The 18066-nt window shown below is 52.8% G+C and carries 13 protein-coding genes; 9 read left to right on the plus strand and 4 right to left on the minus strand.

Annotation, left to right across the window (positions count from 1 at the left end; all coding sequences use genetic code 11):
- The first annotated feature begins 77 nt into the window (after positions 1-77).
- Positions 78-2924: a two-component system sensor histidine kinase RcsC gene (rcsC, locus tag WB237_RS01445; RefSeq protein WP_336209613.1), complete on the plus strand. Its 2847-nt coding sequence runs from the start codon at positions 78-80 to the stop codon at positions 2922-2924.
- A 67-nt stretch (positions 2925-2991) separates the two neighbouring features.
- Here rcsC and rcsB read toward each other — a convergent pair whose 3' ends face one another.
- Positions 2992-3642, minus strand: a complete 651-nt coding sequence (gene rcsB, locus WB237_RS01450; protein ID WP_003859405.1) for a response regulator transcription factor RcsB — start codon at positions 3640-3642, stop codon at positions 2992-2994.
- Between the two features lie 16 nt (positions 3643-3658).
- Positions 3659-6331, minus strand: coding sequence for a phosphotransferase RcsD (gene rcsD, locus WB237_RS01455; RefSeq protein WP_336209615.1), 2673 nt, complete (start codon positions 6329-6331; stop codon positions 3659-3661).
- Positions 6332-6469: 138 nt separating this feature from the next.
- Here rcsD and WB237_RS01460 point away from each other — a divergent pair, with 138 nt between their 5' ends.
- From WB237_RS01460 to mgtE, 7 genes are all read left to right on the plus strand, one after another.
- A complete protein-coding gene (locus WB237_RS01460) occupies positions 6470-6733 on the plus strand; it encodes a hypothetical protein (RefSeq protein WP_336209617.1) in 264 nt (87 codons plus the stop codon).
- A gap of 342 nt (positions 6734-7075) precedes the next feature.
- On the plus strand, positions 7076-8167 hold the full coding sequence (locus tag WB237_RS01465) for a porin OmpC (protein WP_336209619.1): 1092 nt from the start codon (positions 7076-7078) through the stop codon (positions 8165-8167).
- Positions 8168-8283: 116 nt separating this feature from the next.
- A complete protein-coding gene (gene apbE, locus WB237_RS01470) occupies positions 8284-9342 on the plus strand; it encodes an FAD:protein FMN transferase ApbE (RefSeq protein ID WP_129995305.1) in 1059 nt (352 codons plus the stop codon).
- Between the two features lie 72 nt (positions 9343-9414).
- Positions 9415-10473 (plus strand): bifunctional DNA-binding transcriptional regulator/O6-methylguanine-DNA methyltransferase Ada, encoded by a 1059-nt coding sequence (ada, locus tag WB237_RS01475; protein ID WP_336213436.1) that lies wholly within the window; start codon positions 9415-9417, stop codon positions 10471-10473.
- The gene (alkB, locus tag WB237_RS01480; protein ID WP_336209622.1) at positions 10473-11123 is read left to right on the plus strand and encodes a DNA oxidative demethylase AlkB; all 651 of its coding nucleotides are present in this window, start codon (positions 10473-10475) and stop codon (positions 11121-11123) included. Before ada ends, alkB begins: the two co-directional genes overlap by 1 nt.
- 75 nt (positions 11124-11198) lie before the next feature.
- On the plus strand, positions 11199-12842 hold the full coding sequence (locus WB237_RS01485) for a multidrug ABC transporter permease/ATP-binding protein (protein WP_336209624.1): 1644 nt from the start codon (positions 11199-11201) through the stop codon (positions 12840-12842).
- 152 nt (positions 12843-12994) lie between these two features.
- Entirely contained in the window at positions 12995-14431 is a 1437-nt protein-coding gene (gene mgtE / locus WB237_RS01490; RefSeq protein WP_129995308.1) for a magnesium transporter, read from the plus strand.
- Here mgtE and WB237_RS01495 read toward each other — a convergent pair.
- The gene (locus WB237_RS01495) at positions 14394-15683 is read right to left on the minus strand and encodes a SulP family inorganic anion transporter (RefSeq protein WP_336209627.1); all 1290 of its coding nucleotides are present in this window, start codon (positions 15681-15683) and stop codon (positions 14394-14396) included. The genes mgtE and WB237_RS01495 overlap by 38 nt on opposite strands.
- 187 nt (positions 15684-15870) lie before the next feature.
- Here WB237_RS01495 and mqo point away from each other — a divergent pair, with 187 nt between their 5' ends.
- A complete protein-coding gene (mqo, locus tag WB237_RS01500) occupies positions 15871-17520 on the plus strand; it encodes a malate dehydrogenase (quinone) (RefSeq protein ID WP_336209629.1) in 1650 nt (549 codons plus the stop codon).
- A 35-nt stretch (positions 17521-17555) separates the two neighbouring features.
- Here the strand turns inward: mqo and eco are convergent, their stop codons facing one another.
- On the minus strand, positions 17556-18059 hold the full coding sequence (gene eco, locus WB237_RS01505; protein WP_336209631.1) for a serine protease inhibitor ecotin: 504 nt from the start codon (positions 18057-18059) through the stop codon (positions 17556-17558).
- Positions 18060-18066 lie beyond the last annotated feature (7 nt).

The raw sequence follows: 18066 nt of genomic DNA on the forward strand, positions 1-18066 counted from the left end.
AGTCAACGTTGCGACCTGGCGCGTTTACCGCTACCTTAACCACATTCTTTTGACCCCGACGGCGGAGCCTCGCCCCTTTGAAATACCTCGTCTCCTTTCGTACTACGCTGAAAGTTTCTCGCTATCTGTTTCGGGCGCTGGCGCTCTTGCTTTGGCTGCTGGTGGCATTGTTCTCGGTGTTTTACATCGTTAACGCGCTGCATCAGAAAGAAGCGGAGATCCGCCAGGAGTTTAATTTAAGCTCCGACCAGGCCCAGCGCTACATTCAGCGAACGTCTGATGTAATGAAGGAGCTGAAGTACATTGCTGAAAATCGTCTGACGGCGGAAAATGGTATTCTTGCCCTCCGCGGTCGTAACGACAAAACTGAAGTCCCGGACTTCCAGCCGCTGTTCCCGGATTCCGATTGTTCCACCATGAGCAATACCTGGCGTGGGTCACTGGAATCTCTTGCCTGGTTTATGCGCTACTGGCGCGACAATTTTTCTGCTGCCTATGACCTCAATCGCGTATTCCTGATTGGCAGTGAAAATCTCTGCGTGGCGGATTTTGGCCTGCGCGATCTTCCCGTCGAGCGTGATGATGCGTTGAAAAGCCTGCATGAACGCATCGTGAAATACCGCAACGCACCGCAGGATGAGCGCGGAAATAACATCTTCTGGATAAGCCAGGGCCCGCGCACGGGGGTGGGTTATTTCTACGCCCTGACGCCGGTGTATCTGGGCAATCGCCTGCAGGCGTTGCTGGGGATTGAACAGACCATTCGCATGGAAAACTTCTTCACCCCAGGCAGTCTGCCAATGGGGGTGACTATTCTTGATGAAAATGGACATCAGCTTATCTCCCTGGCTGGGCCAGACAACCGTTTAAACGTCGATCCGCACTGGATGCAGGAGCGATCGTGGTTTGGCTATACCTCCGGCTTCCGTGAGCTGGTGCTGAAAAAGAACCTGCCGCCTTCGTCGCTGAGCATTGTCTATTCGCTGCCGGTGGATATGGTGCTCGAACGCATTCGTATCCTGATCCTCAACGCCATTTTGCTGAATATCGCGGTGGGCGTGGCGCTGTTTATGCTGGCACGCATGTATGAACGTCGGATATTTATCCCGGCAGAGGTGGATGCTCAACGCCTTGAAGAACATGAGCAATTTAACCGTAAAATTGTCGCCTCGGCACCGGTGGGGATCTGTATCCTGCGTACCCAGGACGGGACCAATATCCTGAGTAATGAGCTGGCACATAATTACCTGAACATGCTGACGCATGAGGATCGGCAAAGGCTGACGCAAATTATCTGTGGTCAGCAGGTTAACTTTGTCGACGTGCTGACCAGCACGCACACTAACCTGCAAATCAGCTTTGTTCATTCCCGCTATCGCAATGAAAACGTGGCGATTTGCGTGCTGGTGGATGTTTCTGCACGCGTGAAGATGGAAGAGTCGTTGCAGGAGATGGCGCAGGCGGCAGAGCAGGCCAGTCAGTCGAAATCGATGTTCCTTGCGACAGTCAGCCACGAGTTGCGTACGCCGTTGTACGGGATTATCGGTAACCTCGACCTGTTGCAGACGAAAGAGCTGCCGAAAGGGGTCGACAGGCTGGTGACGGCGATGAACAACTCCTCCAGCCTGCTGCTGAAAATCATCAGTGATATTCTCGACTTCTCCAAAATTGAGTCTGAGCAGCTGAAAATCGAACCGCGTGAGTTCTCTCCGCGTGAGGTGATGAACCACATCAGCGCCAACTATCTGCCGCTGGTGGTGCGTAAACAGCTGGGGCTTTACTGTTTTATCGAACCGGATGTGCCGCTGACATTGCACGGTGATCCCATGCGCCTGCAGCAGGTCATCTCTAACCTGCTCAGTAACGCCATTAAATTCACCGATATCGGCTGTATTGTATTACATGTTTGCCGGGCCGGTGATTACCTGAGTATCCGCGTGCGGGACACGGGAGTAGGTATTCCAGCGAAAGAAGTGGTTCGTCTGTTCGACCCGTTCTTCCAGGTCGGTACCGGCGTGCAGCGTAACTTCCAGGGCACCGGGCTGGGGTTGGCGATCTGTGAGAAACTCGTCAGCATGATGGACGGTGATATCTCCGTTGATACCGAGCCCGGTATGGGTAGCCAGTTTACCATCCGCATTCCGCTCTATTCGGCGCAGTATCCGGCAAAAACGACGGTTGACGGTCTGAGCAATAAACGCTGCTGGCTGGCGGTGCATAATGCCTCACTGAATGACTATCTCACTGCGCTGCTCACTCACAGCGGCGTGAGGGTGTCCCGCTATGAAGGTCAAACACCGGATGTGGACGATGTGCTGATTACCGACGATATGCCGGAACAGCCGTGGCAGGGAAGAGGGACGGTACTCTTCTGCCGCCGTCACATCGGCATCCCGGTTGAACGTGCGCCGGGAGAATGGGTACACAGCGTAGCAACGCCGCATGAACTGATGAGCCTGCTGGCTCGCATCTACAAAGTGCATCTGGAAGAGAGTGACGGTGCGGGTGGATTACCGTCACCGGAGTCTCTGGCGTCAGTGAATGACGATATGATGATCCTGGTGGTGGATGACCATCCGATTAACCGCCGCCTTCTGGCCGACCAGCTTGGTTCGCTTGGCTATCAGTGCAAAACGGCTAATGATGGCGTGGACGCGCTGAATGTACTGAGTAAAAATCATATTGATATTGTTCTCAGCGACGTAAACATGCCGAATATGGATGGCTATCGTCTGACGCAGCGCATCCGCCAGCTTGGCCTGACGTTACCGGTTGTGGGCGTGACGGCGAACGCGCTGGCGGAAGAGAAACAGCGCTGCCTGGAGTCAGGTATGGACAGCTGTTTATCAAAACCGGTGACGCTGGATGTGCTGAAGCAGACATTGTCTGTTTATGCGGAGCGCGTGAGAAAAACGAGAACATAAAAAAGGCCCGCAAGGGCCTTTTACGTTTTTCACTCTTTCCCTGTGGGAGAGGAACCCCCGAAGGGAATCAATCCTTATCCGTTGCGCTCAACGTGACGGAGGAGAGATAGTTCAGCAGGGCAATATCATTGTCCACACCCAGTTTCATCATCGCTGATTTTTTCTGGCTGCTGATGGTTTTAATACTGCGGTTCAGTTTCTTGGCAATCTCGGTCACCAGGAAACCTTCAGCGAACAGGCGCAGAACTTCGCTCTCTTTCGGTGACAGGCGTTTGTCACCGTAACCACCTGCGCTGATTTTTTCCAGCAGGCGAGAGACGCTCTCAGGCGTGAATTTCTTGCCTTTCTGCAGCGCAGCGAGTGCTTTTGGCAGATCGGTCGGTGCGCCTTGTTTCAACACAATGCCTTCGATATCCAGATCCAACACGGCGCTCAGAATCGCCGGGTTGTTGTTCATGGTCAGAACGATAATCGAGATATCCGGGAAGTGACGTTTAATATATTTGATGAGCGTGATCCCATCACCGTACTTGTCCCCAGGCATGGAGAGATCGGTAATGAGCACGTGTGCATCAAGCTTTGGGAGGTTATTGATCAGAGCTGTAGAGTCTTCAAATTCACCGACCACATTCACCCACTCGATCTGTTCAAGTGATTTGCGAATACCGAACAGTACAATCGGATGGTCATCGGCAATAATTACGTTCATATTGTTCATGTATTAGGCTACCTTGCTACAGCAAGCTTTTGACGTAGGCGTCAATGTCGCTGATGTATTTTTCAATGCCAGAGGCATCTTTCTCACGAATTAGATGTTCCAGCGTCTCACATAACTGCTTGCCGGGAACCAGATTAAGCATGGCAAACACCCCTTTAAGCCGGTGTGCTGTCTGTGCCAGCGCTGCAAAATCATTCGCAGCGGACTCAGTATACAACCGCTTAACATCATCTGGTACTGTATCAACAAAGAGTGAATAGTATCCGCTGGCGTGAAGCTCGGCATTTTCATTGCCGCCTAACGGGGATTCCGCTATCTCTTCCTGCGCCAACTGCTCTTCTATTAGTTGTAGTACAGCTTCCTGCATCGCATTGCTTATATTAAAATTGACGCGCAGCTGGCCAGGGCCGATTTTCCGCACGCCTGACTCATCATCGCTTAAAAGCAAGCCGGAGGCAGTAAGATTAGACGGATTATCAGTTAAAAACAGATCAAATTCTTGACTTGCCAGCCTTTCATCCGGCGTGATGCAGGCCGCACCCCAGTTTTCTAACTGACGAACCACAATATTGCGGATCTCATTTGAGGTCACATCGACCATCACCACAACATCATCCAGCAGACGTTCTTCATCTTCTTCCTGTGGATTGGCGGCCATTTTAACGTGCAGAGAGTACCGGGTGCCGAGGGATTCACGGGCCTTGATATTCAGGTGACCACCAAGCTTACGCGCCAGTTGATCGCATAACCAGAAGGTCAGCGCATTGGCTTTGCCGTAATGATCGCTCTGGGTGTCATTAAGGAACGGGAAGTGCAGATTATCAATTTCGCTCGTTGTGACGCCTTCCCCGGTGTCCAGGATGCGGAACGTCAGACGATCTTCAGCAGACTCGTCTGTGCTCACCTCCAGGGTGATCTTGCCAATCTGGGTGGTGGTCACCGCATACTGAATAAGCATCAGCAGAATGCGGCGCAGTGCTTCGCGATCGCCGTGACGTTCATCATTCGCGGATAAATGGTTATTGATCAGCAGTTGCAGCCCTTTGCGCTTAATCACGGGCAGGACTTCCGGAACCACTTCATCGATCAGATTCTGAATGGAGAAGAGGGTAGGTGTTCCTTTCCAGAAATCATTCTCCAGCATATTCGCCAATTGGATCTCATCAACCATACGAACCAGTGAGTCGGCCTGGCTGGCAAGCTGGTGGCTTTCTGACGTATCTAACGCTGCCGCCTGGGTTGCCAGCGTTTTTAATGGCTGTTTGAATGCATCACCAATATTCTGCATGAATGCCGCGCGCCCCTGCTGGTTTTTCTCATAAAGCCTTTGCGCCTGCTTCAGCTTTTTATTCACCAGCACTTCTCTATCCTGATCGCGGATAATGAAAATTTGCGTGCGTGGGGCGATCTGACTGCGGAACTGACGGATCTCGTACAGTTCATTGTTGATGGTGGCCTGAATCACCCCCTGGTGCTGATCCGCCATGGTGGTGATGTTTTGCAGGTTAAGATGCGGCAGCAGATGGTCGGCAATTTTGTTGCTCATCACCGTACGATTCGCTTCCTGGTCGTGAACTAAGACCCCAAGCGGCAGCACGGAAACAATCTCTTCATTCAAGGCACGTAACACGCGCAACTCATTAGTGGTGCCCGCCGAAACCGCAGAGGCATCGCTTTGACGACCCGGCTGGAAACGAAACGTACTGTAGCCAAACAGAGCCAGCGCCAGCAGACCGATATTCAGCAGCAGGGGCAACAGGATATTTTGCAGGGTGTCGAGCAACAGCGTGCCGAACGGCACCTGCCACACCAGACGCATACCGGTTGAGTTCAGCGAAGAGGCAATTTCAATTTTCGAGCCGTTAAAAGAGATCGATACGCTCTCTGCGGCCTCTTTGTCAGACGTCGCACGCATGTTCTGGGTGCTGCTGTCTGGCTCCAGGCGGAAGCTGTCGAGCGGCATATCCGGCGGGATTAAATCATTAATCGGTAAATCGAAGGCCACCACTGTCGCCAGATGCCCTGGCTGGTTGAACGTGGTGCGCAGGGTAAAATAATGGCCATTTTGCCAGGCCAGCCGCCGCAGTGATGAGAAGCTCTCACGTTCATCGAGAGCATTTGCCTGCTGTAGCATTTCTGCCCGGCGGGAATCAACAATGCTGCCCACGGTTGTCTCTTTAAACCCGGAAGAGAGATCTTTCAACGGCAGCGTCGAGATCAGGATCATGCTGTTGTCCTGACCATTCAGATAGTACATCGACCACGGCACTGTTTCGGCTCCCCAAAGGGTATCCAGATAGGTCGAAATACGTTGCGTCATCTCCAGCGTCGCACTGTCGTGAGAGCCAAAGATAAGTGCCTCAGTTTTGCGCTGTGGTTTTTCAAGATAATAGACGTCCTGCTTGAGACGCGTCTCCTGTAGCCCATCTCCGGATGGGGTTGCGGGCGCAGCCGCAATATTGTCGTAAATCTGCCAGGTGGCGTAGCGCCAGGTATCAATGCGCTTGTGCACAGCATGGGTGATATCAACAACCTGATAGCTTTTGTCCTTCAGCCAGGCGTTCACCGCGCTCTGCACCATAACTCCCATTGTGACTAACAGCACAACGATCAAAAGAAGAAAGAAACGGGTGATGCTCCCGGGGAGGAGGGAGAATTTGCTCGGGGCGGTAGTTTCAGTCTGACTCATTGATATCTCTAACCTGTGATGGTCGTGCTCTGTCGCGATAGGGCAGTATAAAGGGTAATAACTGAATTTCCAGCGTCACTGGTCTGGAAGAAGCGTCTTTTTCATCGGCCGTTATCAATAGCGGAGAGTGCATCAAACATGTACAAACTCGCCGGTGGTGTACAAATAAGGAATGCCATAATTAGGGGAATAGCACGAATTAACAAGAAATTAAGTTCTGCATCAATTCCACCCCGTCAGGGGGGCCACGGTAAAAATTTAGTTAATAGTCGTTACAATTTCAGGGCGGTAGCACAAAAAAAGAAAGGTTACGTAAAGAAAGGTAAAAAAAAACCGAATGCGAAGCATCCGGTTGAATTAGGGATAAACAGACATTCAAAGCTGAATGACGGTAATAAATAAAGTTAATGATGATAGCGAGAGTTATTTTAGAGATTAGGTGTGATCTTGTTTTGTCATTCAGTGCTGTAATGCTATTTTAATGTAACTTATTGATGTTTAAGTGGTGATTTTTTCGTTTGATTATAAGTGCTAAATTTTTAAGCTATTTGTGCTTTGTAAAAGTTCCTTGGCATTTACAAATTGAAACATGTTGATGCATAAATGAAACACCTTCAAAGTTTTAGTATCATATTCGCATTGGATTATTCTGCAATTTTGAGGAGAATGAAATTGCCGACTGGTTAATGAGGGTTAACCAGTAAGCAGTGGTAATTATAAGGCATATAACAGAGGGTTAATAAAATGAAAGTTAAAGTACTGTCCCTCCTGGTACCAGCACTGCTGGTAGCAGGCGCAGCAAATGCGGCTGAAATTTATAACAAAGATGGCAACAAATTAGATCTGTACGGCAAAGTTGATGGTCTGCACTATTTCTCTGATGACGACAGCGTTGATGGTGACCAGACCTACATGCGTCTTGGCTTCAAAGGCGAAACGCAAATTAACGATCAACTGACCGGGTACGGCCAGTGGGAATACCAGATTCAGGGTAACACTGCTGAAAGTGAAAACCAGTCCTGGACCCGTGTGGCGTTTGCCGGTCTGAAATTTGGTGATGCGGGTTCTTTCGACTACGGTCGTAACTACGGTGTTGTTTACGATGTTACTTCATGGACCGACGTTCTGCCGGAATTCGGCGGCGATACCTACGGTTCTGACAACTTCATGCAGCAGCGTGGTAATGGTTTCGCGACCTACCGTAACAGCGATTTCTTCGGGTTGGTTGATGGCCTGAACTTCGCGGTTCAGTATCAGGGTAAAAACGGTAGCGTAAGCGGTGAAGACCAGACCGCCAATGGCCGTGGGCCGCTGCGTCAGAACGGTGATGGTGTCGGTGGTTCTATCACTTATAACCTGGGCGAAGGTTTCGGTATCGGTACTGCAGTAACCAGTTCTAAACGTACCAACTCCCAGAACGATATGGACTACGGTAATGGCGATCGCGCTGAAACTTACACTGGCGGTCTGAAATACGATGCAAACAACCTCTACCTGGCGACTCAATATACTCAGACCTACAACGCGACTCGCGTAGGTAATCTGGGTTGGGCAAACAAAGCGCAGAACTTCGAAGTTGTTGCTCAATACCAGTTCGACTTCGGTCTGCGTCCGTCCGTAGCTTACCTGCAGTCTAAAGGTAAGGACCTGGAAAACGGCTACGGCGACCAGGATATCCTGAAATATGTTGATGTTGGTGCGACTTACTACTTCAACAAAAACATGTCTACCTACGTGGACTACAAAATCAACCTGCTGGATGAAAACGACTTCACCCGTAGTGCAGGTATCAGCACTGACGATGTCGTAGCACTGGGTCTGGTTTACCAGTTCTAATCGCTTCGCAATTTGACAAAGGGGCCTGATGGCCCCTTTTTAGTCTGTTTTTTTAGGATCTCACAATCCACCCGTTTTGGTGTACTCTTGCCGCCCTGGCATGAGGATAATAATGAATGGACATGACTTTTTTACGCGCCAGCTTTCTGGCTACTTTTTTTTTCCTGACCGCTTGTGACTCTTCCACGCCGCCGGTGGCGAAAGCCGATGCACCTGCGGCGACAGTGCTTGAAGGTAAAACGATGGGCACCTTCTGGCGTGTCAGCGTGATGAACCTTGATAAAACGCGCGCAGACGAACTCCGTGGCAAAATTCAGTCACAGCTGGACGCTGACGATCAACTACTTTCAACGTATAAAAATGACTCGGCGCTGATGCGCTTTAATCTCTCAAGCAGTACTTCCCTGTGGCCGGTTAGTGAAGCGATGGCCGATATCGTGACGGAGTCACTCCGCGTGGGTTACAAAACCGGCGGCGCGATGGACGTCACCGTTGGACCGCTGGTAAATCTCTGGGGTTTTGGCCCCAACAAGCAGCCGGTCATCACGCCCGATCAGGCAGCCATTGATGACGCCCGTGCCAGGACTGGTCTACAACATCTGACGGTGATCAATCAGTACGGTCAACAGTATCTGCAAAAAGATATCCCCGATCTGTTTGTCGACCTGTCAACGGTTGGGGAAGGTTATGCGGCAGATCACCTGGCAGCGTTGATGGCCCAGGAAGGGATTTCGCGTTATCTGGTGTCTGTGGGGGGGGCCTTAGTGAGCCGCGGCATGAACGCCAGTGATAAACCCTGGCGGGTGGCCATCCAAAAGCCGACCGATCAGCAAAACGCCGTGCAGGCGATGGTGGATATCAACGGGCACGGCATCAGTACATCCGGAAGCTACCGCAACTATTACGAACTTGACGGGAAACGCATTTCGCATGTCATTGACCCACAGACCGGGCGCCCAATCACACATAACCTGGTTTCGGTGACGGTCATTGCCCCCACTGCGCTGGAAGCCGATGCCTGGGATACCGGGTTAATGGTACTCGGACCGGAGAAAGCCAAAGAGGTGGTTCGTCAGGAAGGGCTGGCGGTTTATATGATCATCAAAGAGGCTGACGGATTTAAAACCTGGCATTCACCGCAGTTCAACAGCTTCCTGGTGAGTGACAAAAATTAAAAAGCAAGGTTGCGGGTTTTTTATCAGTGGCACTCAGGCACGCTGTATGTATGCTTGTAAGAGGAGTTGATGATGAAAAACCCGACCTATATTACCGATGAAGAGCGCTGGCAGGCCGTGCTGGCCCGCGATCCACGCGCTGACGAACAGTTTGTCTTTGCCGTGCAGACCACGGGGATCGTGTGTCGTCCGTCCTGTCGTGCCCGCCACGCGCTGCGTAAAAATGTCTGCTTTTATCCCGATGTTCACCATGCCATTCAGGCAGGTTTTCGCCCGTGCAAGCGCTGTATGCCGGATAAAGGCAATCCGCAGGAACAGAAGCTGGCAAAAATAGAGCACGCCTGTCGCCTTCTGGAGCAGGATCCCACCCTGACACTGGAAAAGCTGGCGAACCAGGTTGCCATGAGTCCTTTCCATTTCCATCGTCTGTTTAAATCCGTGACCGGTATGACGCCAAAAGCCTGGCAGCAGGCGGCACGGGGGCAGCGCCTGCGCACGGCGCTTGCGCAGGGAGACAACATTACCGACGCCGTGCTGGCGGCAGGATTTCCTGATAGCAGCAGTTATTATCGTAAAGCCAGCGATACGCTGGGTATGACGGCGAAACAGTATCGTAAAGGCGATGTGGTTGTGCGTTATGCCATCGACGACTGTTCGTTAGGACGCTGTCTGGTTGCTGAAAGCGAGCGGGGGATCTGCGCGATACTGCTGGGTGATAGCGATACAGAATTAACCGAAGAGCTTGCTACGCTGTTTCCAAAAGCAGAGCGCGTACCGTTGGAAGACGCTTTTGCACTGCGTGCCCATCAGGTTATCGCCAGTATTGATAGCCGCGCAGTGCCGCTGTCACTGCCGCTGGATATACGTGGAACCGCTTTCCAGCAGCGCGTCTGGCAGGCCCTTCGCGACATCCCCTGCGGTGAAACGGCAAGTTATCAGCAGGTGGCAAAAGCAATTGGTAAACCTAATGCCGTACGTGCCGTTGCCGGAGCCTGTGCTGCAAACAAACTGGCGATAGTGATCCCCTGCCATCGCGTTGTTCGCAATGACGGTGCGCTATCGGGTTACCGATGGGGGACTGAACGAAAAGCGTTATTACTGAAGCGTGAGGCGGAACACCAGGAGGGATAATGCTCGATCTTTTTGCGGATGCTGAACCCTGGCAGGAACCCCTTGCTCCGGGCGCGGTGATCCTTCGCCGCTTTGCACTTTCACGTGCAGAGGCGCTGCTTGCTGGTATCGAAGAGGTAACGACCGTTTCACCGTTTCGCCATATGGTGACGCCGGGAGGCTACACCATGTCGGTGGCAATGGCCAACTGCGGAGAACTCGGTTGGGCGACGAACGAACGGGGCTATTTGTATGCCCCTGTCGATCCCTTAACCGGTCTGCCGTGGCCTCCCATACCTGCTGTTTTTCAGTCTCTCTGCCACGAGGCCGCCGTGGCTGCGGATTATCCAGACTTCCGTCCGGATGCCTGTCTGATCAACCGCTACGCCGCAGGTGCGAAACTCTCGTTGCATCAGGACAAGGATGAGCCTGACTTGCGCGCGCCTATTGTATCCGTCTCTCTGGGGCTACCAGCCGTCTTCCAGTTCGGCGGGTTACGCCGCAACGACCCGCTCAAGCGCCTGATGCTGGAGCATGGCGATGTGGTGGTGTGGGGCAGGGAGTCGCGGCTTTATTATCACGGCATTCAGCCTCTGAAACCTGGGGTCCACCCATTGACTGGCGAGTACCGATATAACCTGACTTTTCGCCAGGCTGGAGTGAGTAAATAAAAATAAGAATTATTCTTGATGTACACGCAGGGCAGTTTACACTGCTGGCTGATTTTTATTGTCCGGATTGCCTGCATGCAACTACTTCTTCTTGTCTGGCGTCAGTATCGCTGGCCCTTCATTGCAGTAATGGCGTTAAGCCTTGCCAGTGCCGCATTGGGTATTGGCCTGATCGCGTTTATTAACGTACGTCTGATTGAAATGGTCGACACGTCACTCTCCGTTTTGCCGGAGTTTCTTGGTCTGTTGCTGTTGCTGATGGCGGTCACGCTCGGTTCTCAGCTGGCGCTGACTGCGCTTGGGCACCATTTCGTTTTTCGTTTACGCAGTGAATTTATCAAGCGGATCCTCGACACGCAGGTTGAGCGCGTGGAGCAGCTCGGCAGTGCCTCCCTGCTGGCAGGGCTCACCAGCGACGTGCGTGCGATTACCATCGCTTTTGTGCGTCTGCCTGAACTGGTGCAAGGTATCATTTTGACCTTCGGTTCGGCAGCCTACCTTGCCTGGCTCTCCACTAAAATGCTGGCGGTAACCGCGCTGTGGATTGTCATCACCATCTGGGGCGGGTTCCTGCTGGTGTCGCGCGTATACAAACACATGGCTGTACTGCGTGAAACCGAAGATAAACTTTACAACGATTACCAGACGGTGCTGGAAGGGCGCAAAGAGCTGACCCTGAACCGCGAGCGCGCTGAGCATATCTTCAATAACCTCTATATCCCGGACGCGCGCGAATACCGGCATCACATCATTCGCGCCGATACCTTCCACCTGAGCGCGGTGAACTGGTCAAACATTATGATGCTGGGCGCCATTGGCCTGGTATTCTGGATGGCGAACAGCCTGGGCTGGGCGGACACCAACGTGGCGGCAACCTACTCGCTGACGCTGCTGTTTTTGCGCACGCCGCTGCTCTCGGCTGTGGGCGCATTGCCCACCTTGCTGAGTGCGCAGGTGGCATTTAACAAGCTGAAGAAGTTTGACCTCGCACCGTTTAAGGCTGAATTCCCACGTCCGCAGGCGTTCCCCAACTGGCAAACGCTGGAGCTGCGTAACGTTACGTTCCGCTATCAGGACAACGCCTTCTCCATAGGACCGGTCAACCTGACGATACATCGCGGTGAGCTGTTGTTCCTGATTGGGGGCAACGGCAGTGGTAAATCGACGCTGGCAATGTTGCTGACCGGGCTCTATCAGCCGCAGTCGGGTGAGATTTTGCTGGACGGTAGGGCGCTGAACGCCGAGAAACCCGAGGATTATCGCCAGCTTTTCTCGGCGGTGTTCACCGATGTCTGGTCGTTTGAACAACTGCTTGGGCCTGAAGGGCAACAGGCCAATCCTGCGCTGGTGGAGAAATGGCTGGTGCAGTTGCAGATGTCGCACAAGCTGGAGTTACAGGACGGGAAGATCCTCAACCTGAAACTCTCTAAAGGGCAGAAAAAACGTGTGGCGCTGCTGCTGGCACTGGCGGAAGAGCGCGACATTATCCTGCTGGATGAGTGGGCAGCGGATCAGGATCCGCATTTCCGCCGCGAGTTTTATCAGGTGCTGCTGCCGCTGATGCAGGAGATGGGTAAAACCATTTTCGCCATCAGCCACGACGATCATTACTTCATTCATGCCGACCGTCTGCTGGAGATGCGCGATGGTCAACTAAGTGAGCTGACCGGTGAAGAGCGAGATGCGGCATCGCGTGACGCGGTGGCGCGCACTGCCTGAGTGTGATTGTGCCGGGTGGCGGCTTCGCCTTACCCGGCCTACTTTTTTAACCGCCCTCGCTGTTTTTTTACCCGTCCCGCCCCGTTGTTTATTCTTATTTACATATCCCCGCGCTATGCTTAATACCAACTTATTTCATGGGTTTATGATTGATGTCGGTATTAACGAAAAACAGCGCCAGACAGCGTGACCAGGAACGCGCGCGACTGATCTGGCTTCTCACGACCGATAAAGCGGTCACTTCTGCATTATTGGGCAAACTGACCCTGGCTGAGCAATATGATGTCGGCACCTTAGCCGACGATATTGCTGAGGTAGGTGCGCTGGTTGCCCACTTACCCCCGCCTGACCTGGCCGATACCCTTGAAGCGCTTCCTTCGGAGGAGCGCCATGCGTTGTGGCGTCTGGTGCAGGATCACGAGCGTGGCCAGGTGCTGCTTGAAGCCTCGGAAAACGTCTGGGATGACCTTATCGACGAGATGAGCGACCGGGATATTCTTGATGCGCTGAAAACGCTGGATATCGACGAACAGATTTACCTTGTTCAACATCTGCCGCGTAATCTGACCGGCCGCCTGCTGGCCTCTTTGCCAGCCGAAGAGCGGGCACGTGTGCGTCAGGTGATGCACTACGAGAAACACAGCGTTGGCGCGATCATGGAGTTTGGCGTTATCACGGTACGCCCGGACGTTACGCTTGGTACCGTCCAGCGCTACCTGCGCCGCCTCGGCAGTATGCCGGATAACACCGATAAACTGTTTGTGACCTCGCGGGATAAAACGTTGCTCGGTGAGCTGGAGCTGAAAACGATCCTGCTCAACAGTACTCAACGGCGGGTGAGTGAAGTGATGGAGACCGAGCCGATGGTCTTCTCTCCGGAAGACGATGCTGAAAAAGCGGCGCGTACTTTCGAACGTGACGACCTTGTGAGTGCAGCGGTAGTCGATTCTGTCGGCAAGCTGATGGGGCGTCTGACCATTGATGAGATCGTTGATGTGGTTTACGAAGAAACTGATAACGATTTACGTGCTCTCGGCGGGCTCAGCGCGGAAGACGACGTCCATGCATCCGTTGGCAAGGCCGTAAAAACCCGCTGGGCATGGCTTGCCATTAACCTGTGTACTGCGTTTATTGCTTCCCGCGTGATTGATGGTTTTGAACACACTATTTCTCAGTTAGTCGCGCTAGCGTCGCTGATGCCGATTGTAGCCGGGATTGGCGGCAACACCGGAAACCAGACTATTACCATGATCGTCCGCGCGCTGGCGCTGGAGAACATTCAGCCTGGCAATTTTACTTTCCTGATCTTAAGAGAAATGGGTGTTGCGCTGATTAACGGCCTGGTATGGGGCGGCATTATGGGCGGTATTACCTGGTGGCTGTACGACGATATGGCGTTAGGCGGCGTGATGATGCTGGCGATGGTATTAAACCTGCTGGTGGCATCAATGATGGGGGTGATTATCCCTCTGACGATGACCAAACTGGGGCGCGACCCCGCAGTGGGGTCGAGCGTGATGATCACCGCTATCACCGATACCGGTGGCTTCTTTATTTTTCTTGGGCTGGCGACGATTTTTCTTCTTTAATCAGATGCTTAATACGGGCGGGGAGCAGTGCCATGATGATAATCCCGCCCAGTACACCAACCGCCAGGTTACCGGTTGAAACCGTTGCCGCAACGGTCACCAGCATTACCACCGTTTCTGCAATGGGGGCATTTTTTACGGTTGCAGGCTGAAGGCTATGCCAGCTGAAGGTTTTGAAGGCGACAATCGCCATGATCCCGGCCAGCACCACCATCGGGATTTTAGCCATCACTTCACTGAGGGCCGTTACGAGGATCAGCAGCACGATACCCGCCGCAATGGTTGAAATACGGCTTCGTCCTTTCCCCATCTCAACGTTAACAATGGTTTGTCCGATCATTGCGCAGCCCGCAATACCACCATAAAAGCCAGACAGAATATTACCCACACCCAGCCCGATGCTTTCACGGCGTTTGCTCGACGGTGTTGCGGTCAGCTCATCCACCAGTTTTGCCGTCAACAGGGATTCCAGCAGGCCGACGAAGGCGATGCTCAAGGCACACGGCCAGATAATACTCAGCGTTTGCAAATTCATCGGTACCAGCAGTTCGGTAAGCCCCGGCAAACCGCCACTCATGGAGCCTTCATCGCCGACCGTCGGCAGGATCTGTCCGGTGGTCACGGTAAACAGGGTTAACACGACAATGGCAATCAGTGGGGAAGGGACACTTTTGATATAGCGCGGCACCCACAGCACTATCAGCAGCGTCAGCACGAACAGGCCGACAATCAGCGGGCTGCGGCTCCAGAAGTGGGGAACCTGGGCGAAGAAAATCAACATACCGAGAGCGTTAACAAACCCGGTCATCACGGCCTGAGGAATAAAGCGCATCAGACGCGCCATGCCCGATACCCCAAACAGGATTTGAATCACGCCAGCCATCAGCACTGCTGGCAAAATGTACTGCACGCCGTGCTGATGCACCATCGGACCAATGACCAGTGCGACGGAACCGGCCGCTGCCGTCACCATTGCCGGGCGACCGCCCAGCACGGACAGGGCAAGACACAGCACCACAGAGGCAAACAGGCTGACTTTCGGATCAACGCCCGCGACTACGGAAAACGAAATGACTTCAGGGATCAGTGCCAGAGCGGTAATCACGCCCGCCAGCGTTTCACGCATCAAAAGTTTAGGTGAACCGAGGACCGCGGTGACATGGACTTCGCGGGGCAAAGCAGAATGGGGTAAAGACATAACAATTCGCTGGTTGGGGCAGGCTTCCGTGCGCGCGATCACAAAGTTCGGCATAGTAGCCAGAAAATCCCGCTATTACCAGCAGCCTGCGTAATTCCCCACAAACAATCCATCATTGAATTTCACAATTACAATAATTTCGTAACCTTTAAACAATATTTAAAAGTTGTTACCGTGCCCCCGCAGCTTTTTTCACCTGCAATTTCCACGCATCAAGCACTTTTACACTAAGGCATAAATTATGAAAAAAATGACTGCCATGCTCTTTTCTCTGGCCGTGGGGCTTAACACCGTCTCAATGGCGGCGAAAGCTGACGCACCAAAAGAGCAGGAAACGGACGTCCTTTTAATTGGTGGCGGTATCATGAGCGCCACGCTGGGAACCTATCTGCAGGAACTGCAGCCAGACTGGTCAATGACCATGGTCGAACGCCTCGATGGCGTGGCGCAGGAGAGCTCGAACGGCTGGAACAACGCCGGTACGGGACATTCGGCACTCATGGAACTGAACTATACGCCGCAGAAAAAGGACGGTTCCATTAGTATCGAGAAGGCGGTAGAGATCAACGAAGCATTCCAGATTTCACGCCAGTTCTGGTCTCACCAGGTCAACAGCGGTGTGATGCATGACCCGCACTCCTTCATTAACACCGTGCCGCATATGAGCTTTGTGTGGGGCGAGCAGAACGTCAACTTCCTGCGCGCGCGTTACGCTGCTCTGCAGCAGAGCACGCTGTTCCGCGGTATGAAATACTCTGAAGACCACGCTCAGATCAAAGAGTGGGCCCCGCTGGTTATGGAAGGTCGTGACCCGAACCAGAAAGTGGCGGCAACCCGTACTGAAATTGGTACTGACGTTAACTACGGTGAAATAACCCGTCAGCTGGTGACGTCTCTGAAGAAAAAAGAGAACTTCAATCTGCAGCTCAGCACCGAAGTGCGTGGCTTTAAGCGCAACGCGGACAACAGCTGGAGCGTGACCGTTGCTGACCTGAAAAACAACGAAGCCGAGCACGTCATCAAGGCGAAGTTTGTCTTTATTGGTGCGGGTGGCGCGGCGCTGAAACTGCTGCAGGAATCCGGTATTCCGGAAGCTGACGATTATGCCGGTTTCCCGGTCGGCGGCCAGTTCCTGGTGTCCGAAAACCCGGAAGTGGTAAATCGCCATCTGGCGAAAGTGTACGGTCAGGCTTCTGTTGGTGCGCCGCCAATGTCAGTTCCGCACATCGACACCCGTATGCTTGATGGTAAACGCGTGGTGCTGTTCGGGCCGTTCGCGACCTTCTCAACTAAGTTCCTGAAAAACGGCTCTCTGTGGGATCTGCTCAGTGCAACCACCACCTCTAACGTTAAGCCAATGATGGATGTGGGGCTGGATAACTTCGACCTGGTGAAATACCTGATTAGCCAGGTGATGCTCTCTGACGACGATCGTTTCGAAGCGCTGAAAGAGTACTACCCAGAGGCGAAGAAAGAAGACTGGCGTCTGTGGCAGGCGGGTCAGCGTGTGCAGATCATCAAGCGCGACCCGAAAGAGGGTGGTGTGCTGCGCCTGGGTACCGAAGTGGTGAGCGATAAGGATGGCACAATTGCTGCGCTGCTGGGTGCGTCACCAGGTGCATCTACCGCTGCGCCAATCATGCTGCACCTGATGGAAAAAGTGTTTAAAGATAAAGTGTCCAGCCCGGAATGGCAGGCTAAGCTGAAAACCATTATTCCATCCTACGGTACAAAGCTGAACGGTAACGTGGAGGCAACGGAGCAGGAGCTGGAATACACCAGCCGTGTTCTGCAACTGCAATACGTTAAGCCGCAGGCTGCTGATACAGCGCCTAAAGCAGAACTTAAACCTCAGGCGGAAAACAAACCGGTTGCGGATATCGCGCTGTAAATAAAAAAGCCGGGTATTGATTACCCGGCTTTTTTTCAACGTACTACCGCTTGTCCGACATTCTCATCTGCCTTCCAGACGCGATACTTCACTTCCACGTTTTCCGGCGTATAGACCACGATTGGCAGCTTGCTGTTGTAGCGCAGCAGACTGTTGTCACCCAGATACGCCGTCACAAATTTCTTCTCTTTCTTGCCATCCGGGCAGGCCATCATGGTAGAGACCGGAGAGGTGACTTTGTCGAAGACGTAATAGTCATAACCCCAGCCTTCAAGCGTTTTACTTTCCAGTTGACCGCCCAGACGGTGCTGGTTGCAATCCACTTCCAGCGTTTTGCCAATTAACAGCTCCACTTTGAAATTTGCTTCATCCAGCTGAGCCGGTAATTGAATCACCTGGCGCTTCATCCCTTTGTCCGCTTTCGGATATGGGGCAACTTTTTCCAGCGGCTGCTCTTTTGGGGTTTCGCTGGCAAAAGCGCTGGTGCTGACGCACGCGGCGGCGATCAGAGCGATGGCAAATTTAGGTGCGTTTTTCATTGTCATT

The sequence above is a fragment of the Enterobacter sp. P82 genome (assembly GCF_037053385.1).
Classification (GTDB): domain Bacteria; phylum Pseudomonadota; class Gammaproteobacteria; order Enterobacterales; family Enterobacteriaceae; genus Enterobacter.

What these genes read in the sequence shown, in the direction of transcription:
- rcsB (WP_003859405.1), bottom strand. Translation starts at nt 3,642, where the DNA reads ATGAACAATATGAACGTAATTATTGCCGATGACCATCCGATTGTACTG.
- rcsD (WP_336209615.1), bottom strand. Translation starts at nt 6,331, where the DNA reads ATGAGTCAGACTGAAACTACCGCCCCGAGCAAATTCTCCCTCCTCCCC.
- WB237_RS01460 (WP_336209617.1), top strand. Translation starts at nt 6,470, where the DNA reads ATGTACAAACTCGCCGGTGGTGTACAAATAAGGAATGCCATAATTAGG.
- WB237_RS01465 (WP_336209619.1), top strand. Translation starts at nt 7,076, where the DNA reads ATGAAAGTTAAAGTACTGTCCCTCCTGGTACCAGCACTGCTGGTAGCA.
- apbE (WP_129995305.1), top strand. Translation starts at nt 8,284, where the DNA reads ATGGACATGACTTTTTTACGCGCCAGCTTTCTGGCTACTTTTTTTTTC.
- ada (WP_336213436.1), top strand. Translation starts at nt 9,415, where the DNA reads ATGAAAAACCCGACCTATATTACCGATGAAGAGCGCTGGCAGGCCGTG.
- alkB (WP_336209622.1), top strand. Translation starts at nt 10,473, where the DNA reads ATGCTCGATCTTTTTGCGGATGCTGAACCCTGGCAGGAACCCCTTGCT.
- WB237_RS01485 (WP_336209624.1), top strand. Translation starts at nt 11,199, where the DNA reads ATGCAACTACTTCTTCTTGTCTGGCGTCAGTATCGCTGGCCCTTCATT.
- mgtE (WP_129995308.1), top strand. Translation starts at nt 12,995, where the DNA reads ATGTCGGTATTAACGAAAAACAGCGCCAGACAGCGTGACCAGGAACGC.
- WB237_RS01495 (WP_336209627.1), bottom strand. Translation starts at nt 15,683, where the DNA reads ATGCCGAACTTTGTGATCGCGCGCACGGAAGCCTGCCCCAACCAGCGA.
- mqo (WP_336209629.1), top strand. Translation starts at nt 15,871, where the DNA reads ATGAAAAAAATGACTGCCATGCTCTTTTCTCTGGCCGTGGGGCTTAAC.
- eco (WP_336209631.1), bottom strand. Translation starts at nt 18,059, where the DNA reads ATGAAAAACGCACCTAAATTTGCCATCGCTCTGATCGCCGCCGCGTGC.